Annotated in this window: 19 protein-coding genes and 1 tRNA gene; 12 read left to right on the top strand and 8 right to left on the bottom strand. The window is 54.3% G+C overall.

Translation table 11 applies throughout. The annotated features are described in order from the left end of the window. Positions 1–296: 296 nt before the first annotated feature. Complete coding sequence (locus tag SIB79_RS09190; RefSeq protein WP_063405090.1) at positions 297–1,871, top strand: hypothetical protein; 1,575 nt, start codon at positions 297–299, stop codon at positions 1,869–1,871. Positions 1,872–2,022: 151 nt separating this feature from the next. Then, positions 2,023–3,801, top strand: coding sequence for a precorrin-3B C(17)-methyltransferase (gene cobJ, locus SIB79_RS09195; protein ID WP_063405089.1), 1,779 nt, complete (start codon positions 2,023–2,025; stop codon positions 3,799–3,801). A gap of 81 nt (positions 3,802–3,882) precedes the next feature. Here cobJ and crtL read toward each other — a convergent pair whose 3' ends face one another. From crtL to SIB79_RS09210, 3 genes are all read right to left on the bottom strand, one after another. After that, a complete protein-coding gene (crtL, locus tag SIB79_RS09200) occupies positions 3,883–5,163 on the bottom strand; it encodes a lycopene beta cyclase (RefSeq protein WP_063405087.1) in 1,281 nt (426 codons plus the stop codon). A 209-nt stretch (positions 5,164–5,372) separates the two neighbouring features. Then, entirely contained in the window at positions 5,373–5,654 is a 282-nt protein-coding gene (locus tag SIB79_RS09205) for a hypothetical protein (RefSeq protein ID WP_041384664.1), read from the bottom strand. Positions 5,655–5,858: 204 nt separating this feature from the next. Next, positions 5,859–5,932, bottom strand: a tRNA-Pro gene (locus SIB79_RS09210). A gap of 67 nt (positions 5,933–5,999) precedes the next feature. Here SIB79_RS09210 and lipA point away from each other — a divergent pair. Beyond that, positions 6,000–6,884 carry a lipoyl synthase gene (lipA, locus tag SIB79_RS09215; RefSeq protein WP_063405085.1) on the top strand — a complete coding sequence of 295 codons (885 nt, stop codon included), beginning with the start codon at positions 6,000–6,002 and terminating at the stop codon, positions 6,882–6,884. 2 nt (positions 6,885–6,886) lie between these two features. Here lipA and SIB79_RS09220 read toward each other — a convergent pair whose 3' ends face one another. Together SIB79_RS09220 and gltB are read right to left on the bottom strand one after the other, a co-directional pair. Further along, positions 6,887–7,195 (bottom strand): YciI family protein, encoded by a 309-nt coding sequence (locus SIB79_RS09220; RefSeq protein WP_063400835.1) that lies wholly within the window; start codon positions 7,193–7,195, stop codon positions 6,887–6,889. Between the two features lie 3 nt (positions 7,196–7,198). Continuing rightward, complete coding sequence (gltB, locus tag SIB79_RS09225) at positions 7,199–11,782, bottom strand: glutamate synthase large subunit (RefSeq protein ID WP_063405084.1); 4,584 nt, start codon at positions 11,780–11,782, stop codon at positions 7,199–7,201. Positions 11,783–11,908: 126 nt separating this feature from the next. Between gltB and SIB79_RS09230 the strand changes: the two genes are divergently transcribed. The 8 genes from SIB79_RS09230 to SIB79_RS09265 all read left to right on the top strand — a co-directional run bounded on the left by SIB79_RS09230 (position 11,909) and on the right by SIB79_RS09265 (position 20,341). Beyond that, complete coding sequence (locus SIB79_RS09230) at positions 11,909–13,660, top strand: phosphodiester glycosidase family protein (RefSeq protein ID WP_063405082.1); 1,752 nt, start codon at positions 11,909–11,911, stop codon at positions 13,658–13,660. A 234-nt stretch (positions 13,661–13,894) separates the two neighbouring features. Further along, positions 13,895–14,272: a 30S ribosomal protein S12 gene (rpsL, locus tag SIB79_RS09235; protein ID WP_011131146.1), complete on the top strand. Its 378-nt coding sequence runs from the start codon at positions 13,895–13,897 to the stop codon at positions 14,270–14,272. A gap of 65 nt (positions 14,273–14,337) precedes the next feature. Further along, on the top strand, positions 14,338–14,808 hold the full coding sequence (gene rpsG, locus SIB79_RS09240; protein ID WP_011131147.1) for a 30S ribosomal protein S7: 471 nt from the start codon (positions 14,338–14,340) through the stop codon (positions 14,806–14,808). Between the two features lie 92 nt (positions 14,809–14,900). After that, complete coding sequence (fusA, locus tag SIB79_RS09245) at positions 14,901–16,976, top strand: elongation factor G (protein ID WP_063405080.1); 2,076 nt, start codon at positions 14,901–14,903, stop codon at positions 16,974–16,976. Positions 16,977–17,018: 42 nt separating this feature from the next. Beyond that, positions 17,019–18,218: an elongation factor Tu gene (gene tuf / locus SIB79_RS09250; RefSeq protein WP_011131149.1), complete on the top strand. Its 1,200-nt coding sequence runs from the start codon at positions 17,019–17,021 to the stop codon at positions 18,216–18,218. A gap of 146 nt (positions 18,219–18,364) precedes the next feature. Further along, entirely contained in the window at positions 18,365–18,685 is a 321-nt protein-coding gene (gene rpsJ / locus SIB79_RS09255; protein WP_011131150.1) for a 30S ribosomal protein S10, read from the top strand. A 58-nt stretch (positions 18,686–18,743) separates the two neighbouring features. After that, entirely contained in the window at positions 18,744–19,406 is a 663-nt protein-coding gene (locus SIB79_RS09260; RefSeq protein WP_011131151.1) for an LON peptidase substrate-binding domain-containing protein, read from the top strand. Beyond that, a complete protein-coding gene (locus SIB79_RS09265; protein ID WP_063405078.1) occupies positions 19,406–20,341 on the top strand; it encodes a methyltransferase domain-containing protein in 936 nt (311 codons plus the stop codon). The genes SIB79_RS09260 and SIB79_RS09265 overlap by 1 nt, the downstream gene beginning before the upstream one ends. A 2-nt stretch (positions 20,342–20,343) precedes the next feature. On the opposite strand, the gene pheA is transcribed toward SIB79_RS09265, so the two are convergent. Further along, positions 20,344–21,186, bottom strand: coding sequence for a prephenate dehydratase (gene pheA / locus SIB79_RS09270; protein WP_063405427.1), 843 nt, complete (start codon positions 21,184–21,186; stop codon positions 20,344–20,346). A 33-nt stretch (positions 21,187–21,219) separates the two neighbouring features. On the opposite strand from pheA, the gene SIB79_RS09275 reads away from it, so the two are divergent. After that, positions 21,220–21,804, top strand: a complete 585-nt coding sequence (locus SIB79_RS09275; RefSeq protein WP_011131154.1) for a DUF1997 domain-containing protein — start codon at positions 21,220–21,222, stop codon at positions 21,802–21,804. Here SIB79_RS09275 and SIB79_RS09280 read toward each other — a convergent pair. Both SIB79_RS09280 and SIB79_RS09285 read right to left on the bottom strand, forming a co-directional pair. Further along, on the bottom strand, positions 21,760–22,362 hold the full coding sequence (locus tag SIB79_RS09280; protein ID WP_063405076.1) for a ribonuclease HII: 603 nt from the start codon (positions 22,360–22,362) through the stop codon (positions 21,760–21,762). The genes SIB79_RS09275 and SIB79_RS09280 overlap by 45 nt on opposite strands. 1 nt (position 22,363) lies before the next feature. Beyond that, complete coding sequence (locus tag SIB79_RS09285; RefSeq protein ID WP_063405074.1) at positions 22,364–24,307, bottom strand: Rne/Rng family ribonuclease; 1,944 nt, start codon at positions 24,305–24,307, stop codon at positions 22,364–22,366. Positions 24,308–24,575: the final 268 nt, after the last annotated feature.

The raw sequence follows: 24,575 nt of genomic DNA on the forward strand, positions 1-24,575 counted from the left end.
ACTCAGACTCACACTGGAGCTATGGGCCCCTACAAGGGGACCGCTTCAAGCAGCATAAAGCTGAGCACCACTCACTACGACAGCAAGTAACAAATGTTCTATCCGGTCGCTAATCAGTGGGGGCCTGGCGTCTGCAGAAGGGCCACTGACAGAAGCGGATCATTAATACACGTAAGTTTACAACTCCAAAAGAAGCAAATTTTCAACGCTAATTAACATAAATCAATCAACTAATCCAACACTGCCGCCTTGCAAGGAGTTGCCACGCTTTTACCCACGCCGGGTGGCTGCCCAGAATGACGAAATCTTGCCCCCCTCTAATGCCGCTTTCGAGCCGGCGTCAGCAATTCAATCTGTGGTTATGGCATGGGAAGGCCATGCGCCTATTGCAAGGCCTGGTGTTGGTTGTGCTGCTGAGCATCTCTGGGCTCTCTCCCGCACAAGCCCTGCCAGGTTGGCCCTTTAACAACCAAAACAGGGAAAGTTCATCAACGCAATCCTTACGCGTGCCAGCGCCAACTGGAACTCTGCAAGAGATTGCCCCACCAGGCGCAGTACAACAAATACGAGAGCAACTAGCGAAACATCACCCCCAGCTGAGTCTGGAAAGCCCAACAGACGGGACAGTGCTTAAGAAGAATGGGAGCTGGGAGCTCTTGCTCAATTTGAAGGACTGGCCACTGACCAACGATCCAGAACTAGGCCTCGGTGCCCATGTTGTGGTGCAACTTGATGAGAATCCACCACTCCGCATTAGCGAAGCAGATGGTGGCCAACTGCGTATTGCGATGGAAGGCCTGCAGCCTGGAAGTCACAGACTCAGCGCCTACGCCGCTTATCCATGGGGCGAAGCTGTAAAGGATCCCAAGGCCAGCCTGCAATGGCGGCTGCATCAGCTGCAACCTCTGCAACGAACTCAACCGACAGAAGATGAGCCTTGGTTCGTCACCGTTAGCCCCTCAGAACTCAGCAACAGTGAACCCCTTCTATTGGACTGGTTGATTTGGAATGCTCCCATTCAGAACCTTAAAGAAGGCGATGGCCGCTGGCGACTCCAAGTGAGTGTGAATGGTGAAAGTTTCCAAATCACTCACCAAGACGCCATTTGGATCAGGGGCCTGCCCTCAGGATCAGGCCCCATTAGCGTTCAAACAGAGATGCTCGACGGCTTTGGCAAGCCAATTAATCCAGTATTCAACAACCAACTGAGGATTGTTCAGACCAGCGAAGCAGACAAGCCAGCTTGGATGCAGGCAACGCTGACAAAGCAGCAAGTAGCAAGGCTCTTAGGCGAACCCCAGCCAGAAGAAGACCAGCCTTTGGCTGATCAAACCCCTCAAGACAAATCAGAAGCCCCGCAAATCTCGACACTTGACAACGCATCAGAACCAAAACCTATCCAAGACGAACTTTCTGATCCGTCTGCAAAACAAGAGTTGCCGCTCTCAAGTCAAGCCGAGACAGAGCTCGAGTCTGGAGCCGAACTAAAGCCAGAAGCCGAACCAGAATCTGATCTCAAGCCAACCCCTGATCTAGAACCAAACCCTGATCCAGACTCTGCTCTCAAGCCAACTCTTGATCTAGAACCAAACCCTGATCCAGACTCTGCTCTCAAGCCAACTCCTGATCTAGAACCAAACCCTGATCCAGACTCTGCTCTCAAGCCAACTCCTGATATAGAACCAAACCCTGACCCAGACTCTGCTCTCGAGCCAACTCCTGATATAGAACCAAACCCTGATCCAGACTCTGCTCTCGAGCCAACTCCTGATATAGAACCAAACGCCGAACTCGAGCCAAAACTCAAAGCAGACGCTGCCCAAGCCTCTCCAGCACCCAATTCCCAAACCCCTTGGCCAACCCTTGATTGATCCAAAAGCATGCTTTAACGCTCATGCCTAGATCAAATAAAAGGAAACAGCCTCCAACGTTCCCCTTGGCCAACCTGCCCTGACCCATCCCGACGCACCTAGCCCCGCTCTGCGCCTTGCTCTTGGTCTCTCTGTCAGCGCCTGGCCCCTTTTGCAAAGGCTTGCAAGACGCCACCAGGTGGATCAACTGGCCCTTACCCCGCGTGCAGCAAACACTCTCGAGGAAACACCTCAAAGCCTTGTAGTTGGCCCCGCCAGCGAAGTGCTGGGCAGAAACTGGCAGCCAAACGGGGTCTTGCTCATCGTGGGTGCTATCGGCGCCGTGACTCGCTTAATTGCTCCTTTACTGATTGGGAAGGACAAAGATCCCGCCGTGATCGTCCTTGATGCCCATGGCAAACACGTCGTGCCATTGCTGGGCGGTCACCAGGCGGGCGCAGAACAACTTGCCATGGAACTGGCCGCAGAGCTAGGCGGCCATGCTGTACTCACCGGAGACGCCAACAGCCAAAGCCGCTTGGCCCTCGATAGTTTTGGCAAAGGCTGGGGCTGGCGACGTAGCGGCAGCCGCGACAACTGGAATCAGTTGATGCTGACCCAAGCCCAAGGGGGGAAGCTTTTGCTTCTGCAGCATTCTGGTGCGACGTTTTGGCAAACAACTGCTGCTGCACAAGACGTTTTTGATGCCAATGCCAATGCTGATCAGGCTCGGCCAGCCCAGCTAACCATCGGCCCACAAAGCAGCATGTCTTGCAGCTGGCATCCCGCCAGTCTATGGATTGGAATTGGCTGCGAACGCGATACAAGCCTGAGCCTGCTTGAGCGCGCCGTGGCAGCTGCCCTGGCAGAAGCAGGCCTTGCCCCAGAGGCAGTAGCAGGCCTTGCCAGCATTGACCGAAAGGCCGATGAAACCGCTCTGCTCGCTCTCGCGCAAGCAAAGGACTGGCCTGTGCGCTTCTTCAAGGCTGATGCCCTCGCAGAAGTTGACGTACCCACACCTTCTGCTGTGGTAGCAAAAGCTATGGGCACCTCTTCCGTGGCCGAAGCAGCAGCACTACTCGCAGCTAGCAACAAAGGCACTTTGCTGCTAACCAAACAGATTCACCACGCCCAAAACGCTGAACATGGTGCTACCACCATCGCCATCAGCGAAGCCAATCAACCTTTTGCACCGCAAAGAGGCGAATTGCATCTGATCGGAAGCGGTCCTGGAGATTTGGCCTTTCTCACCCACGATGCCCGTGCAGCACTAGCCCGCAGTGCCATATGGATTGGATACGACCTCTACCTCGATCTACTGGAACCGTTGCGCCGCCCAGATCAAGCCCGTCTGGACGGGCAACTCACTCGCGAACGGGATCGCTGCCTTAAGGCCCTGGAGCTAGCCCAACAGGGAGCACGAGTCGCCTTGATCTCTTCAGGAGACAGTGGCATCTACGGCATGGCCGGCCTAGCCCTGGAACTATGGCTCACACAACCCCCTAGTGATCGGCCACAATTTCAGGTGCATCCAGGCCTCTCAGCCCTGCAATTAGCCGCCGCCAAGGTAGGTGCCCCTCTGATGCACGATTTCTGCAGCGTGAGTCTCAGCGATCGCCTCACTCCCTGGTCAAAGATTGAAACCCGCCTGAAAAGTGCAGCCAGCGGAGATTTCGTGGTAGCCCTTTACAACCCACGCTCTCAAGAACGCGACTGGCAGCTGACCCGTGCCATTGAACTCTTGCTGGAGCATCGAGCCCCCAGCACGCCAGTGGTCGTAGCACGTCAACTTGGACGAGCGCAGGAAGACATACAGCTGCACACACTGCAGACGCTGCCAGTCAAAGAGGTGGACATGCTCACGATTGTGCTAATCGGCAATAGCAGCAGTCGTTTGCAAGACAATCATGTGGTGACACCAAGGGGATACCCCGGAGCCGAACTGTCTTGAAAACAAGGCAGGTTCAGTCAAGCTGAACGTTGATTAAAGGCATCGCTGTTTCAAGGCATCTCTGAATTGATAGGGCACTTTTTAGCGAGGCGGAAAAAGAAAGCGTGAAAGCAACTTCAGCTCCCGCCCCTGCATACCCATTAGGCCCCAGCGAACACTCCAAGGGGCGCTAACAAACATGTTCACCATGGCAGCGACCAATTCCCGCAGGCTAAGAGTGTTGGTCAAAAAGCCGTACCATTCTTCGCTCGGCAAAGCAAAGAAACTGACAAAGAAATCACGCAGTTGGGGCTCTTTAAAACGCATCAGCTTCTCAAGGCCAAATTGATAAAGAGCATGCTTACGGCGCAACTCCTTGGGCCAAAGAGTCTCCCAACCTGCAGCCGCGAGCACCGCCGGCCCCGCCCCTGGATCGGCCATGGCTTCAGCCACAGCCTTTGCAACATAAGGTGCGCGGCGCAGCATGCTGCCCACCAAATAGCCCGAAGCAGGGTGCACCATCGCCGCCGAGCCGCCGAAACCAAGCAGCGGTTGCTGCAGGTCAGGCAGAGGCAAATTCATCGGCAGGAAATAACCAAGCTCCTCGTGCTGCAATTCAGTGATCGTTAAGCCTTGATGCGCCAATCGCCGCTCCAAGCGTGAACGCAGGGTTTCTAATGACACCGGAGGCGCGAGCCCTAGCGATGTTTCCTCTAAGAAGAAGCATCCCCCACCAAAGTCCATGGCATAAAGAAACGTGGGTGGCTCAGTTTTCTCCGCAGGGCTCAGATGATCACAGCGGTAGTCCATCAACACAAACTGGCCAGGCTCCACTGGGGGCTTATTGAAACGTCCCACCACGCCAAAGCATGTCTGAACCGCCACCGGCCCATGATCTACATGACGCAGAAATACCGGCTTATAGCCAGTTGCATCAACCACCAAACGAGCTTGCAGCTCAACACCGTCGGCGGTGGTCACAGTACTAACGGTGGCATCAACAGCAAAATCAGTTGCAAGACCTTGATGCCAAGTCAAACCAGCAGCTTCGCATTGCTGCAACCAATGCTCCTGGAGCTTGATCTTGTCGAATAGGCCGTAATCCCGATGATGAGGACTTGGCCGATTCTCGTCAGCATTGGGGTCAGAGGCGCCTGGGCCAAAAAAACTCACTGTGTTCGACCAGCGGTGCTCGAGCAGGTGCCCCATATCAAAGGCATCCACCTCGTCACCCCAAATGCCATAGGTATATGGCCATGGCTCGCGAGGATTGCCAACCGTCAGTGCTGAGACCTGTAAACCCTCCTTGCCCAGGGCTGCAGCAATGGCCAGGGCCGCCGGACCAGCACCAAGCACCAAGACATCCACCACTGCCTCTGTCACTGTCTCACCAGAACAATTGGGTGGGCATAAGCCATCAGCAAAGGCATTAGTAGACAGCGATAGACGTTGTTGCTTTCGTCAACCACCACTGCCAGGGATCGTCTCTTAAAAAGAGACTACCGCCCCTGGCGATAGTGATTTAAACGACATAGCTTTCTCGTGACTTTGCAACATCGTTTAAAGAGCAATCCTCTTGATACCGCAGGCGCTCAGCGACAAGGCTTCATAACATTGGTCATTGCGATAGCCATTTGCTCATCCTTTGAGACGTATTCAATAGGAGTGTCAGACACAACAGCTTGAGCAGCACGATCCAGTGGATAGAGCCCCAATAGGCCACCCTTCCTAAAGGCTCCCAACCAATGCACCGACCACTCCACACGACAAGAAACAAGATAAATCGGCCGACCGTGGTCTACAGCCATGCGTGGATTTAGAACAAAAAGAACAGCCGCAAATGCCACTACGGCAAGCAAAATGACTGGCTTCATCACTTCAAATTTCCCTTAAGCCTTGAACCTCCATTCCAAAAGTCAAGCAGCTGACGCAAGTTTTCCTTGACCTAGGCATTAATAATCCATCAATAGCCTTCCCAGGGTTTACTCATGCATCCCATTGGCAGGCCTTAAGAATGATCAGAGAACTGATTGATATCAATTGTCGAAGGGATTACCTCGGACTAAAGCAACGATCAATCGGGATGACAGGATTCGAACCTGCGGCCCCTTCGTCCCGAACGAAGTGCGCTACCAAGCTGCGCTACATCCCGATAGGCTCACTGTAGAAGGTGAAGTCGCCTGGAACTGCTGCTGCCAGTGGGTTCCTGAACTGCTCTCATGACTGGAAAAGCCTTACTGAAACCCCACTGGTTGCGCGTCAAGGCTCCACAACAGCAACGCATCGGCGAGGTAGCCGAGCTGCTGAAGGGCCTCAATCTCAACACGGTGTGTCAAGAAGCCAGCTGCCCGAATATCGGGGAGTGCTTCGCAGGAGGAACTGCCACCTTCTTGATCATGGGGCCGGGCTGCACCCGCGCTTGCCCTTACTGCGACATCGACTTTGACAAAAGCCCACGCTCCCTAGACCCCACTGAGCCAGAGCGCCTAAGCGAAGCGGTGGCTCAGATGAACCTTCGTCATGTTGTCATCACTTCAGTTAACCGTGATGACCTCAGCGACGGGGGAGCCAGTCAATTCGTCGCATGCATCGAGGCCATTCGCCAACGTTCTCCCCTAACCACAATTGAGCTGCTAATTCCAGATTTCAACGGCAATTGGGATGCCCTCGCCAAGGTCATGGGAGCATCTCCGGAGGTGCTCAACCACAACATTGAGACCGTCCCCCGGCTCTACAAACGGGCTCGTCCACAAGCTGACTACATGCGATCTCTTGAGCTGTTGTATCAAGTGCGGCAAGGCTGGCCGAAGGTCTATAGCAAGTCCGGCCTGATGGTGGGGCTAGGTGAAACAGATGCTGAGGTGATTGAGGTCCTAGAGGATCTACGCCGGCACCGAGTCGACATAGTGACCATCGGCCAATACCTATCGCCAAGCCCAAAGCATCTGCCAGTCGATCGCTTTGTGACACCAGAACAGTTCGAATATTTCCGCTCTATGGGGGAAACTGAGCTGGGGTTCCTTCAAGTGGTTAGTACCCCTCTCACACGCAGCAGCTACCACGCCGGCGAGGTCCAGCGGCTGATGGCCGCCCACCCACGCTGAACTCAAGCCATGAGCTCCCCACACACAGGGATCCACTGCTGCAGATCCCATTTAACTAAACCCTCAACAATCATCGGGTCCTGTTCGACTAAGCGTTTGGCTGCTTCAAAGGAGTCTGCCTGCAGCACCAACAACCCTCCACCTCCTGGTCGTTGTTCAGCATCAACCAAAAAACCACTCGAAACCTTGACACCTTCGGAGCGCAAAGCCTTGATCCATTCATGGTGGGCAGCTAAGTAAGTCTGCCGCTGCTCTGGCAAAAGGGTCAAAGTCTGCGCCGTAAACTTCTCGGTTTTGATAAACCAAGGCATTCATCAGGCTGCAACTTTCTCAAGCAAAGTTAAACCAACATTGACCTTTTCACTGGGTGGAACAAGCACCTTAAACAGTGCTTTCCAACTGATCCAGTTGGCCAAAATCGCCTTGGCTTTTGTACTGCCGGTCTGCGCGAGATGGGCTTCGAGCAGTGTTTTGAGAATGGCTTCCTGCTCAATAGTGGTTAGCGAGAAAATCTCAACAATCTCTTTGTTGACCCGATCGCTCACCATTCCCTGCTCATCCAGCAGGAACGTCACACCACCGGTCATCCCTGCCCCAACATTGCGGCCAGTTGATCCCAACACCACCACCACCCCACCGGTCATGTATTCACAGCAATGATCCCCCGCACCTTCAACAACAGCCTTCACACCGCTATTGCGCACACCAAAACGCTCGCCAGCCCTACCTAAAGCAAACAACTCTCCACCGGTCGCGCCATACAGGCAAGTGTTGCCCAAAATCACCTGGCTGCCGCTTTGATCTGCACTCGAAGCCGGTACGAGCGTGATCCGACCACCATTCATGCCTTTACCGACATAATCATTGGCCTCACCCTCCAAGCGCACATTCACCCCCTGCAGCAGAAATGCCGCAAAACTCTGACCGGCAGCCCCCTCAAAGGAGAGATCTAGCTGACCTCGAAAACCTTTGTTGCCATGGCGTTCAGCAATCTCACCAGAGATCCGTGCACAAACGCTGCGGTCCGTGTTGACGATCGCGAGATTGCGGGCGATATGACCATGGCTATCGATCGCTGCCATCAAATCGGCATCAGCAAGCAGCTGATCCTCGAGGATCGGGCCATTGTCATGGGCCTTGGCGTCATGAATCAACCAAGCCCGATCAACGGCCCCCGGAATCGGATCCAACAAGCAAGAAAGATCAAGGGTTTGGGTCTTCACCAGGTTGAGGCTGCGAGGCTCAAGCAGCTCTGTGCGACCAATGAGATCCTCAAGCCGAGCCACACCGAGCACACTCATCAGTTGGCGCACCTCCTCAGCTACAAACAGAAAAAAGTTGACAACATGCTCGGGGACACCTGGGAAGCGCTTGCGCAAGCCCTCCTGCTGGGTAGCAACCCCCACAGGACACTTGTTGGTATGACAGACGCGAGCCATGATGCAGCCCTCGGCAATCATCGCGACTGAGCCGAAACCATATTCCTCAGCACCAAGCAAGGCGGCGATCACCACGTCCCAACCAGTCTTCAGACCACCATCAGCGCGCAATAACACACGATCACGCAAGCCATTTTCAAGCAGTGAACGGTGTACCTCGGTGAGACCTAACTCCCAAGGGCTTCCAGCGTGCTTGATCGAACTCAGAGGCGATGCGCCTGTACCACCGTCATGACCAGAGATCTGAATCACATCTGCCTTGGCCTTCGCCACTCCAGCAGCAATCGTGCCAATGCCAATCTCAGCAACCAGCTTCACGCTCACCTTGGCAGCCGGGTGAACCTGATGCAGGTCGTGAATCAACTGGGCCAAATCCTCAATTGAATAGATGTCGTGATGGGGAGGTGGCGAGATCAGCGCCACACCAGCCTTGCTATTACGCAACTTGGCGATGTAGGGATCAACTTTTTGCCCAGGCAACTGACCTCCCTCACCAGGCTTTGCCCCTTGAGCCACCTTGATCTCAAGTTGCTTACCGCTCCGCAAATATTCCGGCGTCACACCAAAGCGACCAGAGGCGACCTGCTTAATCGCAGAGCAAGCCGTATCGCCATTGCGCAAACCCTTGATGCTGGGCAGGGTTTCTGAACGACTCTCAAGATCGACATCATCAAGGATCTTGAATCGAGCCGGATCTTCTCCTCCTTCGCCACTGTTGCTCTTCCCACCGATACGGTTCATCGCCACGGCAAGCACCTCGTGAGCCTCGCGCGATAGGGCGCCAAGACTCATTCCACCAGTACAAAAACGTGCGCAAATGGATTCAACACTTTCAACCTGATCTAACGGGAGGGGTGTAGGGGCTAAGCGAAACGTCAGCAGGTCGCGCAGGGCAGTAGCAGGCCGATTCTCCAGCAGGTTCTTGTAGGTAGAGAAGTGGTCGTAGCCCGGCCCAGCCCTCACGGCCGCATGCAGGGCCTTAGACATGTCCGGAGTGTTGAGATGAAATTCACCGCCACTGCGATATTGCACAAAGCCCATGAACTCGAGCTTGGTGCGATCCAATTCAGGAAATGCCTTGGCATGGAAGATGAGGGTCTCGCTAGCCAAGTCATTGAGACTGAGTCCAGCGACTCGACTGGTCGTGCCCTTAAAAGCCAGCTCAATTAAATCGGCACCGATACCAATCGCCTCAAAAATCTGAGCGCCGTGGTAACTAGCAAGTAAGGAAATACCGATCTTGGAGAGGATCTTGCGCAGGCCATCTTCCTGCGCCTTACGCACGTTGGCCTGGGCCTGATCAATGGTCAGCGCTGGCAATTTGCCGGTTTCAATCAGTTTCTGAGTACGAGGATGCTGCCACCAATGCCGCGTAGTCTCCCAAGTAAGCCAAGGGCACACAGCGCTAGCGCCATAGCCGATTAGACAGGCCAGATGATGGGTACTCCAGCACTGTGCCGTGTCGACCACCAAGGAAGCATTCAGCCGCAAACCCTGCTTCATCAAGTGGTGATGCACTGCACCAACCGCTAGCAGCGGTGGAATGTAGGTGGTGCTAGCAACAACCCCGCGGTCGGAAAGCACCACGATCTGGCTGCCATCGCGCACAGCATCCGCTGCTTCAACGCAGAGCCGTTTAAGAGAATCCCCCAAACCGCTAGGCCCATCATTAACGGGCAGCAAAGTGGAGAGTGTGGTCGTGGGAAACTCCAGCTGAGCACAAGCTGCAAGTTCCGCCTCATTGAGAATCGGAGTCTCAAGATGAATCAACGAAGCCGCCGCTGCCTCAGGCTTGAGGGGAGAACCGCGCTTTCCCAGATGCATCTCGAGACTCATCACCAACTTTTCCCGCAAGGGATCAATCGGCGGATTCGTGACCTGCGCAAAGCGCTGTTTGAAGTAGTCGTATAGGAGGTGGGGCTTATCGGAGAGCACCGCCAATGGGATGTCATCACCCATGCAAAAAGTGGGTTCTTTGGCCCCAGCCGCCATTGAATCGATGATTAACTCCAAATCCTCAGCAGTGAAACCGAAGGCTGTCTGCTGCTGAAGCAGTTCCAGATCTCCCAGTTGAGAATCCTGCTGCCAAGACTTTTGACCAAGCTTGCAACGATTTTGACTGAGCCATTCGCCATAGGGATATCGGCCAGCAACCTCCTGCTTGACATCCCAATTGCGCAGCAAACGACCCTTTTCAAGATCAACCGCCAACATCTGCCCAGGACCAAGGCGTCCCTTCTCGATGATGCGGCTTTCCTCAAGCTCAACCACACCAGTTTCTGAACCCATCACCACCAAGCCATCACTGGTGATGCAATAGCGGGCCGGGCGTAAGCCATTGCGATCGAGGCTGGCACCAACACTGCGACCATCTGAGAACACAAGCAAGGCTGGGCCATCCCAGGGCTCTTGCGTGCACGCGGAATACTCATAAAAAGCCTGAATTTCTGGCTTGTCAGCCAGCTCTGGCTGTTCCCGGAAGGCCTCAGGAACCAAGGTCAGCAAGCTGTCAACAATCGGGCGACCACTGCGTACAAGCAGCTCCAGAGTCGCGTCAAGGTTGGCGGAATCACTAAAAGCTGCATTAACAACCGGTTTGAGATCAGCCGCATCAACACCCCAAACGCTATCTAGGTTGACTTCAGTGGCCCTAGCCCAATTCAGGTTGCCCAACAACGTATTGATTTCACCGTTATGACCGAGCAAACGCATCGGCTGGGCGAGTGGCCAACGGGGCAACGTATTGGTGCTGAAGCGGCGGTGATAAACCGCAAAAGGAACCTCAAAGCGAGGGTCGCGAAGATCGGCATAAAACGCCGCAAGCACCTCGGAGCGCACCATGCCTTTGTAAACGACTGTGCGACTACTGAGTGACGCCACGTAGAGATCATTGGAGTGCTCTCCCCAGACCTGCCGAGCACGATCTCCGATACGCCGCCGCAATCGAAATAACAACGCCTCCAACGCATCACCTGGCTGAGATCCCTGCACCAGCCACTGCTCGATAACCGGCGCTGTATCACGGGCGAGGGGACCCAACACCGCCACATCCACAGGGACTTCTCGCCATCCTCTGGAGCTGAGACCAAGGGACTCGGCCTCCTGCTCGCAAAAGCAACGTGCTTCTGCGCGACGTGCAGCATCTCGAGGCATAAACAACATGCCCAGGCCACAACGATGGTTTGCAGCTTCCACTGCCGACCACACGGCCTCAAGATAGCTCCAGGGAATAGCGCAAAGCAGACCTGCCCCATCTCCGGAATCCGCATCACCTCCGCAACCACCACGATGTTCCATGCAGTTCAGGGCCCGAAGTGCCTGCTGCAAAATCCAATTGCTAGCTACCCCATCAATTTGAGCCAAGAAACCAACGCCACATGCATCCTTTTCGCCAACCACGGCCGTAGGCGCGCTGCTGTCGCAATAGGGCCAATTGGAACGACGGTGATCCTGAGACATAACCTTCAGCCAAACTATTTTCCTGCACCGCAGTGAACTGCGTTCACAGTGAAAAGCTCAATCAGTGATCCTAGGCAGGCGCCCTCCTCTAAGACTTAGCCGAATGAGAGGACTAGCGTCCAAACCATGGTTTCTCCTCCCCCCCCACCTCCCACTGTTGAGGTAAGAGCCGCGAACTTATTTGTTGGAGATCGCCTCAACATCGATGGTCAGTTAATCGAGGCCCCTTGGCGCTGGAGAGGCCATAGGGATGGCACTGCAAACCAGCTCTGGCTTCCCTTGGATCTACTGGTCGGACGTTTTGGCTTCCGCAGGTCCACCCAGCCAAACGGACAGCAACTGCAATGGTATGGAAGCAAAGCCTCTCTGAAATCCCTCCCACAAATCACGCTTCAAGATGAAGTGGCATTGAATGTGGCCGAATGGCTCACGACGACAGGAGTCAAGATCAAGCGAAAAAGCAAGACCCTTCACGTTGAACTGCCAACACCACGCCTCAAAGGTCTTCGGCAGGGCAAGGGCAGCAATTCAAATCGTCTGGTGCTTGACCTAAGCGGTCCGGCACTCGTGCAAAGCCTTGACAACAATCTCTTTCTTAATCTTCAGGCCACCGTCCAGCAGCGTAGGCAAATGAAGGCATTAGGCCTGATGCCCAAGCAGCAGCGCAATGGCCTCATGCTCATCGGGCAGGCAGAAGCCCTAAGCAGCCTCACCCTGGACAAACCCTGGCGCATTGTCTTGGACGGTATTGGCAAGCACAGCAACGCAACAAACCTGCCCTCACCACTGCTCAATCAATCCATCCAGGCCCTCATCCAGCGCGGCCTGATCTTCGAAACAAAAGTGGTGAACGTTGGGGTCAAACCATTGCAAATCACCAGGGTCGGTACAAATCTGTCAAAGCAAGGCCTGCTCCTCAGGCCTCTGCCGCAAATTAACCATCAACAAGGCCTGCGTTTTCTCAACCAGTTGGCCCAACCTGCAGACGCTCTGATCGCCATCAACGGGGGTTTCTTCAATCGAGTGCGCCAGTTGCCCCTAGGGGCCTTAAGACGAGATGGCACATGGTTTTCAGGCCCAATCCTCAATCGAGGGGCAATTGGCTGGGGCCCTACAGGGCATCTATCCTTCGGCCGCCTGCAACTTCAACAAGAACTTCAAGGTTCTAAAGGGCAAAGATGGAATCTTGAAACCTTGAATAGTGGCTATCTGCAGCGAGGCCTGAGTCGTTACACCAGAGCCTGGGGGCCTATCTACCAAGCCCTCAGCGGAGAAGAAAAAGCAATGATGATCATCAATGGGCGAGTCGTACAGAGCTTCCAACAAGTGCAGCTGGCCCGGGGGGTTCCTCTGAGGAAGGATGGGGATCTGGTCGTAGCCAGAGGAGGCTTCCCTTTACCGGCGGCAACTGGTGAAACAGTGAGCCTGCGGATGAAAGCATCACATCCTCTTGGCGAACTGCCTCAAGTGCTTGGTGGTGGTCCATTGCTGCTGCAAAACGGGCGGGTGGTTCTGTCTGGAAGACAAGAAGGCTTCAGCCCAAGCTTTCTATCCCTTGCTGCTCCTCGCAGTGTGGTGGGCCAAGGTGGTGGCAAGGTCTGGCTACTCACTCTCAAAGGGGCCAGGGGCAGCGATCCAACCCTGCTGGAGACAAGCCTAGCCCTGCAACAACTGGGGATCAGAGACGGCCTGAACTTAGATGGAGGCAGTTCAACGTCCCTATTGGTAGCGAATCAATTGGTTGTAACAGGTCGAGGCACACCCCCCAGAATCCACAATGGCCTTGGCCTCATTTTGCGCCACCACAAAGGCAATCCTAAAAAAGCTAATGAACCTCTTGAAAATGCCAGAGGTCAGGATCTAATCGCCAACAAATAATTAACGAGATCAAACTTGGCATCTCGCCCAACAAAACAGAAGCACTGCAAGGGCCCATGCCTCCCTTATCACCACATCCTCTATCGCTTTTAAGATTAAATTTCAAATAAGTATTTGATTGCAGAGCTGCTCTAATCGCAATCGATTCCGTCTGATCATCAATCAGGCAAGCCGAAACGGTATGGTGGTTGATTGTGGAATCAGGTCGGATCTCCGACCAAATGCCGACCTTCGATGCCAACCATCCAACAGCTGATCCGAACTGAGCGTCAGCACTTGACTCGCAAGACAAAATCTCCTGCGCTGCGCGCTTGTCCAGAGCGACGTGGTGTTTGCACACGGGTCTACACCTCCACACCTAAAAAGCCCAACTCAGCCCTACGCAAAGTTGCGCGCGTGCGCCTTACCTCAGGTTTTGAGGTCACGGCCTACATCCCAGGCATCGGCCACAACCTCCAGGAACACTCTGTGGTGCTCATCCGCGGCGGCAGAGTCAAAGATCTGCCTGGGGTGAGATATCACATCATCCGCGGAACTCTGGACACTGCAGGTGTCAAGGATCGCAGTCAATCCCGCTCAAAATACGGCGCCAAGGCGTCGAAGCAGGATTAAAGAGCCTCTTCATTAATCTCTCTCCTTATTAGCTCTACCTCCGCCTTCTCCACTCCTAACGGTCTATGTCCCGCCGCAACGCAGCCGAAAAACGCCCAGTACTGCCGGATCCCCAGTTCAACAACCGACTGGCCACGATGATGATCTCTCGGCTGATGAAGCACGGCAAGAAGTCCACTGCACAACGCATCCTTGCCCAAGCCTTTGGATTGATTAATGAGCGCACCGGTGGCGACCCGATAGAGCTCTTCGAAACAGCCGTAAAAAACGCCACGCCACTGGTGGAAGTAAGAGCCCGCCGTGTTGGTGGTGCCACATATCAGGTGCCGATGGAAGTACGCCAGGAGCGAGGCACAGCAATGGCCCTGCGCTGGCTGGTGAACTTCTCTCGCGCCCGTAATGGCCGCAGCATGTCCCAAAAACTGGCTGCTGAACTAATGGATGCCGCCAATGAAGCTGGCAGCGCCGTTCGCAAGCGAGAAGAAACCCACAAGATGGCAGAAGCGAACAAAGCTTTCGCCCACTATCGCTACTGAACATGGCCAAGCCCTGACGGCACTGAACCGTTCCAACGGCTGACCTGTAGAGTCGCACCCGCCTTTTAACGCCAAACCCCGGAGAGTTTCCTGTGGCTCGCGCCTTTCCCCTGGAACGCGTCAGAAATATCGGGATTGCCGCCCATATTGACGCCGGCAAAACTACCTGTACAGAACGCATCCTTTTCTATTCCGGTGTGGTTCACAAGATGGGCGAGGTGCATGACGGCGCCGCTGTCACCGACTGGATGGCTCAGGAGCGCGAGCGCGGAATCACGATTACAGCGGCTGCGATCTCGACAACCTGGAACGATCACCGCATCAATATCATTGACACCCCAGGGCACGTTGACTTCACCATTGAAGTGGAGCGCTCGATGCGAGTGCTCGATGGTGTAATCGCCGTGTTTTGTGCGGTAGGTGGCGTGCAACCTCAATCAGAAACCGTCTGGCGGCAAGCCGATCGCTATTCCGTTCCACGGATGGTTTTTGTCAACAAAATGGACCGCACCGGGGCCGACTTCCTCAAGGTTCACGGACAGATCAAGAATCGCCTCAAAGCCAACGCCATCCCAATCCAGCTGCCTATTGGTGCAGAGGGAGATCTCAGCGGAATTATTGACCTCGTTAAAAACAAAGCCTTTATTTATAAGGACGATCTCGGCAAGGACATCGAAGAAACAGAGATCCCAGACCATATGAAAGAGCTTGCAGCTGAATGGCGATCCAAGCTGATGGAATGTGTTGCTGAAACCGACGAAGAACTGATTGAAGTTTTTCTAGAGACGGAAGAACTAAGCGAAGCCCAACTTGCATCAGGCATTCGCGAAGGGGTTCTCAATCACGGCCTAGTACCTTTGCTGTGTGGATCTGCCTTCAAGAACAAGGGCGTTCAACTGCTATTGGATGCAGTGGTGGACTACCTACCCGCTCCTGTTGATGTCCCCCCGATTCAAGGTTTACTTCCCAATGGAAAGGAGGCAGTAAGGCCATCCGATGACAACGCACCATTTAGTGCTTTGGCCTTCAAGGTGATGTCGGACCCCTACGGCAAGCTCACCTTCGTGCGTATGTATTCAGGGGTGCTCGAGAAAGGCAGTTATGTGCTGAACTCCACGAAGAACGAGAAAGAACGAATTTCCCGACTGATCATTCTCAAGGCCGATGACCGTGAAGAGGTCGATGCACTACGCGCTGGAGATCTCGGTGCTGTTCTAGGCCTGAAGAACACCACGACAGGCGACACCCTTTGCACGACTGACGATCCAATTGTTCTAGAAACCCTCTACATCCCCGAGCCAGTGATATCGGTGGCTGTTGAGCCCAAAACCAAGGGTGATATGGAAAAACTTTCCAAAGCCCTGCTTTCATTAGCGGAAGAGGATCCCACCTTCCGCGTCAGCACAGACCCTGAGACCAGTCAAACCGTGATTGCTGGTATGGGCGAACTCCACCTTGAAATTCTCGTGGATCGCATGCTGCGAGAATTCAAGGTGGAGGCCAACATCGGCGCTCCTCAGGTCTCCTACAGGGAAACCATTCGTGCCAGCTCTAAAGGCGAGGGCAAGTTTGCCCGTCAAACAGGTGGTAAAGGCCAATATGGCCACGTGGTAATCGAAATGGAGCCAGGCGAACCTGGTTCTGGCTTTGAATTCGTCAACAAGATTGTCGGCGGCATCGTTCCCAAGGAATACATCAAGCCTGCCGAATCAGGCATGCGTGAAACATGCGAATCCGGCGTTATCGCTGGCTATCCGCTCATCGATGTGAAAGTCACCATGGTTGACGGGTCTTACCACGATGTGGACTCATCCGAGATGGCTTTCAAAATCGCCGGATCGATGGCTTTCAAAGACGGCGTCAAGAAGTGCAATCCTGTGCTGCTTGAACCGATGATGAAGGTTGAGGTCGAGATCCCCGAGGATTTCCTCGGTGCGATCATCGGCGATCTGTCCTCCCGGCGAGGTCAGGTTGAAGGCCAGTCCATTGACGATGGACTCTCTAAAGTGCAGTCCAAAGTGCCTCTAGCCGAAATGTTCGGTTACGCCACCCAGCTCCGATCTATGACTCAGGGTCGGGGTATCTTCTCGATGGAGTTCAGCCATTACGAGGAAGTTCCTCGCAACGTTGCTGAAGCCATCATCTCCAAGAATCAGGGCAATTCCTGATCTCTATAACACCCACTTTCCACCCCCCGATTCTTTTACACAATGGCTCGCGAGAAGTTTGAGAGGAACAAGCCTCACGTCAACATTGGCACCATCGGCCATGTCGACCACGGCAAAACAACCCTGACCGCAGCCATCACAAGTGTGCTTGCGAAAAAGGGTCAAGCCAAGGTGCAAGATTACGCCGAGATCGACGGCGCGCCTGAAGAGCGTGAGCGCGGTATCACGATCAACACCGCTCACGTGGAATACGAAACCGATGGGCGTCACTATGCACACGTGGACTGCCCCGGCCACGCGGATTATGTCAAGAACATGATTACCGGTGCGGCCCAGATGGACGGCGCAATCCTTGTTTGCGCAGCAACCGATGGTCCCATGGCTCAAACCAAGGAGCACATCCTTCTTGCCAAGCAGGTGGGCGTGCCTGCACTGGTTGTAGCTCTCAACAAATGCGACATGGTCGACGACGAGGAAATTATCGAGCTCGTTGAAATGGAGATCCGTGAACTCCTGAGCAGCTACGACTTCCCTGGTGATGACATCCCCATAGTCCAAGTCTCTGGTCTCAAAGCCATTGAAGGTGAAGCTGAATGGGAAGCAAAGATCGATGAGTTAATGGAGGCAGTTGATGCATCCATTCCAGAGCCCGAGCGAGAAATCGAAAAACCTTTCCTAATGGCCGTAGAGGACGTTTTCTCAATCACTGGTCGTGGCACGGTGGCCACCGGACGAATCGAACGCGGCAAGGTCAAAAAAGGCGAAGAAATTGAAATTGTCGGCATTAGAGACAGCCGCAAGACCACCGTGACCGGTGTGGAAATGTTCCGTAAAGATCTTGACGAAGGCTTGGCTGGAGACAATTGCGGGCTCCTACTTCGCGGCATCGAGAAGGAAGACATCGAGCGCGGCATGGTCCTCGTCAAGCCAGGCTCAATTACACCTCACACTAAATTCGAGGGTCAGGTTTACGTCCTCAAAAAAGAAGAAGGTGGACGCCACACCCCCTTCTTCGCCGGATACCGTCCACAGTTCTACATCCGAACCACTGACGTGACGGGCCAAATTACCGCCTTCACAGCCGAAGACGGCTCCAATGTGGAGATGGTGATGCCAGGCGACAACATCAAAATGACTGGTGAATTGATCTGCCCTGTGGCCATCGAACAGGGCATGCGCTTCGCCATTCGCGAAGGAGGCCGCACCATCGGTGCCGGAGTTGTCTCGAAGATCATCGAATGATCAAGAGGGGGATGATTGGGCCTTTGCCTGGTCATCCCTTAAATTCAAAGCTTCAGCCTGCATGAACGAACAACGTTCAATGCATCCCCAAAGAACCTCGACAATCCATCCCTAACCCCAATAGAGGGAAAATCTCCTAACATTTCATGTCCACGGCTATCGCTCAGCAGAAGATCCGCATCCGCCTTAAGGCTTTTGACCGTCGCATGTTGGATCTTTCCTGCGACAAAATCATTGAAACAGCCGACAACACTGCCGCGACGGCAATCGGCCCAATCCCTCTTCCCACCAAAAGGAAGATTTACTGTGTGCTTTGCTCCCCCCATGTGGACAAAGACTCACGGGAACACTTCGAAACTCGGACCCATCGGCGCATCATCGATATCTACAACCCGTCAGCAAAGACCATCGATGCCCTGATGAAACTCGACCTCCCAAGTGGTGTTGACATTGAAGTGAAACTCTGAAGGTCTTCCAAGATGTGTGCAGGCTAACTAGGCTTTTAATCTCTCTAGGACATTATCTGTGACCGACCTGTCCGTCAGGGAGTTGCCTCTCTTCCCTCTGCCGGATGTCGTCTTATTCCCCCAAGAAGTGCTTCCACTGCACATTTTTGAGTCTCGTTACCGAATGATGCTCCAGAGTGTGCTTGAAAGTGATCGGCGTTTTGGTGTGCTGCGCTGGGATCCTCAAACAAAAACAATGGCGAACGTGGGATGTTGCGCAGAGATCCTGCAACACCAAACATCCAAAGACGGACGCAGCAATATCGTCACCCTTGGACAGCAGCGCTTCCGAGTGCTCGATGTAATTCGAGACGCCCCTTTCCGCACTGCCATGGTGAGCTGGATCGAGGATGACCAAATGGATAACCACAGCCAGCTAGAGGAGCTATCCATCAGCGTTGCAAAAGCCCTACACGATGTGGTGATGCTTACAGGCAAGCTCACAGATTCAGACATCACCATGCCGGATGACCTGCCTGATCTTCCCAGGGAACTCTCTTTCTGGATCGGCGCCCATCTCGGGGGACCTGTGGCTGAAGAGCAACAGGCACTACTGGAGCTCACAAGAACCAGCCATCGCCTGCAGCGTGAATACGAGATGCTTGACCACACCCGCCGTCAGCTTGCGGCAAGGACTGCACTCAAAGAAAGCCTCACCAACGTCGATCAAGCCAACAATTAATGGACCTTTGGGTGTGGATATTGATCCTGGCAGGGACAACCCTTACTTGTGCTGTAGTGATCTGGACCCAACGGGATCGGCGATACAAATCAAGCGCCAGTGTTGCCTCTGCTTACGATGCCTGGACCAATGACCAGCTGCTCGAGCGGCTCTGGGGTGAACACGTCCACCTCGGCTATTACGGCAAACCTCCTAGCACCAGAGATTTCCGAGCCGCAAAGCAAGACTTCGTACATGAGCTCGTTCAATGGAGTGGACTGGCCCAACTCCCTCGAGGCTCCCGAGTACTTGACGTGGGCTGCGGTATTGGTGGTAGCGCAAGAATCCTGGCCCGGGATTACAACTTTGACGTGCTTGGCATCACCATCAGTCCAGCCCAGGTGAAACGAGCATCTCAACTCACTCCTGAGGGGATGACCTGCCAATTCAAGGTGATGGATGCCCTCGATTTAAAACTGGCCAACGGTAGCTTCGACGCTGTTTGGAGTGTGGAAGCAGGCCCCCACATGCCAGACAAGCAGCGCTATGCAGATGAACTGCTGCGTGTGCTGAGGCCAAAAGGTGTACTTGCAGTGGCCGATTGGAACCGCCGTGATTACGAAGATGGGGAGATGACCAGCCTTGAGCGATGGGTGATGCGTCAGCTACTCGACCAGTGGGCCCATCCGGAATTCGCCAGCATTAAAGGATTCCGCCGCAATTTGCTTCATAGCCCTTTTGCTTGCGGCACTGTCGAATCTGACGACTGGACAAGATCCATCCTGCCCTCCTGGAATGATTCGATTTTGGAGGGGTTTCGTCGTCCTGGAGCCGTGCTCGGGTTGGGTCCAGCCGCCGTGGTCAAGGGATTCAGAGAAATACCAACGATTTTGTTGATGCGCTGGGCTTTTGCCCATGGTCTGATGCAATTCGGTGTCTTCCGCAGCCGCGACTGATCTCAATCGAGCTCCAAGTCGCTGCTGAGATAAGAGCCGAAATGCAAAAGATGTTCACACAAAGGCTGCAAGGCATCGATGAGCTGCTCAGATGCACCAATGCCCCCATCCCTCAATTCCACATCCACAAAGAACACGTATTCTCCTAGTTCTCGCTTCGAGGGACGCGACTCAATCCGACTCATATTGAACCCCAGTCGAGCCACACAAGTGAGTGCTTCGAGCAGGCTGCCCGGGGCGTTGTCATGCAGAGAGAATGCGAAGCTGGCCACATCCCCACGTTGCAGCGGTGTTCCCTGCCGTAACAACAGGAATCTGGTGCGATTGCCCGCGACATCGTTGATAGGAAAAGCCAGTTCTTTAAGGCCTCTTCCCTGGCCCGTAGGCCGAGAAGCGATCGCTGCCCGAAATCGACTATCTATAACCATGCTGGCAGCCTCGGCCGTAGAACTTGTAGGCAACTGCAGGGCATCAGGAAGATGATCAGCCAACCAGCCACTGCACTGAGCCAGAGCTTGGGGATGAGACAGGACTTCAGAGATGTCTTTGAGTCCGCCACTGCTCAGTAGAGCATGACGAATCGGCAAAACCACTGCCCTAAGGATGCATAACTGCGGATGAGACCAAAGCGCATCCAAGCTGGCAGTTACACCACCCTCCACGGAATTCTCCACCGGAACCACCGCCATTTCAGAGCGTTTAGTGGCCACATGCTCAACGACGGAACGCAGACCTATACATGGCACCAGCTCAAAATCTGCTAATCCCTCAAGCTCCGCCAGAGCTTGAGCCGCTTGCTGACCATAGGTTCCCTCCGGTCCGAGGAAGGCCACGCGTATTGGCATCAGAAGCGCATCGCAAGTGAGGTCGATAGGATCATGACGCGTCAACCGCAAGCCATGCCTCTGGCTTTCCAAGCCTGCCAGAACCTCAATTTGCCGGTAAGGCAAAACACTGAGCGACTGCCTGCTTACCTGCTCGAGCAGGATAGGGTTCTGGCTGCTCTGCTGGAATGGGAAAAACTTACCCCACTAGGTGAGGGTCGCTTCAGCTACGCAGTGACCAGCCTGAACGTGTTTCAGCTGCAGATCAACCCAGTTGTCTCACTCAAAGTAGACAACTGTGACGGCAAACTCAGCATCCGCGCAACCGATAGCGAACTTAAGGGTCTAGATCTAGTGGATGACTTCGACCTCGGCCTGGAGGCCATCATGGAAGCCACCCCAAAGGGTCTTGAAGGGGAAGCTCTGCTATCTGTCAGCGTTACTCCACCAGCACTGCTAAAGCTGATCCCCAAAGGGGTGTTAAAAAGCACCGGTCAATCAATTCTCAGCGGCATCCTGCTTGGCATCAAAACCCGTGTTGGCCAACAACTTGTCAAGGATTTCAGCCAATGGTGCCAAGAGACACCCATACGCTCAAGTGAGACTGCCATTAACAGCAAACAGCTTGGTGAGGAATGAGCGACGATGAAGCGCTGTAGGGCCTAAATCCAACAAGGCACGCCGGTGGATCGCCGTTCCATAGCCAACATGTCGCTCCAAACCGTAGCCATAGAAGCGACTAGCCAACCGCTTGATCAGCCCATCACGAGCCTGCTTGGCCAACACACTGGCTGCAGCGATGGCCGCACATTTGCTATCACCGCGCACCACGGTACGTTGTGGCCCCATCCAGAGGCGCAATGGCAACACGCCATCAACCAAGACAAGCTCCAACGGTGTAGGTAGCCGCTGCAATGCCCTCAGCATGGCAAGTTCCGTCGCTGAGCGAATGCCTAGAGCATCAATTTCGCGAGCCGAGGCCTGTCCAAGAGCCCAAGCCGTCGCGGCATCCTCAATCAACGGCACTAAGCGAGCCCTGCGGCGAACAGTCAGTGCTTTGCTATCTGTTAACCCCTCAGCTAACAATTCGATTGCCGCAACTTCAGTCAGGACAACCGCTCCTGCAAACACAGGACCAAACCAGCAGCCCCGACCCACCTCATCAACTCCGGCGATGGATTCCGCCGAAGGGTCCATATCAGCCTGCAGCTGAGGAGCGGCGGCGGCGGCGGCGCGGATCCTCGGGTTCACTCTCCTGCTGCTCGGAAATTGAAGAAACGGTTTCTACAGAATCGCTACTCGATGAATGATCAACCTCAAGAGGAGTGATTTGAACACTTAGAGGCTCATTCTTTGCGACAACCTTGGCTTGCTGGACAACGACCTCTGTGCCATTGGATGAAGGGGTTTCGACACTGGCTTCGGGAGCGCCACGGCCGGCCCCTCGACCACCACCTCGTCCCCGACGCCGACGCCGATTGGAACTAGCTGAAAGCTGCTCACGAGCCTCCTCAAGGACAGACTCAGCATCTTCCCCAGGCCGAACCACGCGAACCAGAAAGTTGTCATTCTCTGGAGGTGGCTCAATCAAAAGCAAAGGGTTTAATCCAAGCCAAGCAAAAACCTCCTCCTGCCCTGAATTCATTGGAACAGCAACCAATTCAGGTTCCTGGCGACGAATAACACCCTCAGACGAGGCCGAAGGCTCTTGTCTCTCAGGTTCAACAGACGTGGTTGACTCAACTCCATTCGCCACACCAGAAGGAGGCGTATGTGCAGGCATCTCAACCGCACCAGAACGAATGCGCCCACCACGCCTACGGCGACCATTCCCGCCCTCCCCTGGCACCTGCGCTTCAGCTCGAGCAGAGGCTGCTGATCTCACCAATCCAGTCGCCATAGCAAGTGGCTGTAGCAGATCTTTGCCAGGTAGTACCGCCACATGGCCAAGACCACCACAGGCAGGACAAGCCCTGCCAAACAATTCATAAATGTTCTGCCCCTGACGCTTACGAGTGAGTTCCACCAGCCCCAGTTCAGTCAACTGGGCAATCTGAGGACGAGCAGCATCATCGCGAACTGCTGCTGTGAAATGCTCCAGCAACTGCAACTGATCACGGCGCGACTCCATGTCGATGAAGTCGATGATGATCACACCGCCAATATTGCGAAGCTTCAGCTGGCGGGCAATCTCAATAGCTGCCTCACAATTGGTCCAGAGCACCGTCTGACGAGCATTGGCCGAACGAGTGAACGAGCCTGAATTGACATCAATAACAGTGAGTGCCTCCGTCGGCTCAATGATCACGTAGCCACCGGATGGCAGATCTACCCTGGGCTTGAGAGCATCGCGGATGGCAGCATTTACTCGGTAATGCTCAAGAAGTTCGGTGGATTCGTTATGGGCCTCAACTAATACATTTGGCCCTTCCTGGCCAAGGAAACTGCTCACACGCTCAATGGCAGCGGCATCATTCACCACTACTCTCACAAGATCTGGACCGACGTGATCTCTCAAAACGCGATGAATGAAATCTTCATCGCGATTGAGCAGTACCGGTGGTAGAGCATTGTCTGCCGCCTGCTGGATCGCTTCCCATTGCCTGAGTAAAGCCTCCAGATCATCGATCAGCAGATCTTCACTAATGCCATCGGCCTCGGTGCGAATCAACAGGCCAGCACCCGGCGGCTTCACTAGTACGCCAAGTGCTCGCAAGCGATTGCGTTCCCCTTCGGAATTAATCCTGCGAGAGATGTTTACCCCCTGGCCATGGGGCTGCAGCACCAAGTAGCGACCAGGCAGCGCCAGGTTGCCAGTAAGCCTTGGCCCCTTAGACCCTGTGGGCTCCTTCATCACCTGAACCAACACCTGCTGACGGGGCTCCAGCAGCTCGGTGATCCCTGCAGCACCCTTCTTCAAACGCAGAGGGCCCAGATCAGTGACATGGATAAAACCATTTTTCTCACTTTCCCCAATATTCACAAACGCGGCATCAATTCCCGGGAGAACGTTCTCGACCGTGCCGAGGTAGACATCTCCGATCTGGTATCGACCCTGAGCAACAATCAACTCATCGACTCGCTCATCTGTGAGCAAGGCTGCGATGCGCAGCTGCTCAGAGATGACAATTTGCTGGGGCATAGAAAATAAATAGGGAGCCCTGCTGGACTCAGAACCGATCAATGGCCTGCCGGCTCAATGCATCGGGTGGAAAACGAATTAACAGCCAAAGGCCGTTGAAGAAGCAGACGGAGTCAAAAACTCCTATGGGTTATGTGTCTCACTGCTCCCGAACAGAGGGAACGGAATGAACGAGCAGCAAATAGCCTCGCTTTGCTCAGAATTGGAGTGAAGAAGGCCGGGACGGACCAGTGGCAAAAATTGCCCCTGCATTCACGTCATATTTTGA

The organism is Prochlorococcus sp. MIT 1342, from assembly GCF_047304495.1.
Classification (GTDB): Bacteria; Cyanobacteriota; Cyanobacteriia; order PCC-6307; family Cyanobiaceae; genus Prochlorococcus; species Prochlorococcus marinus_D.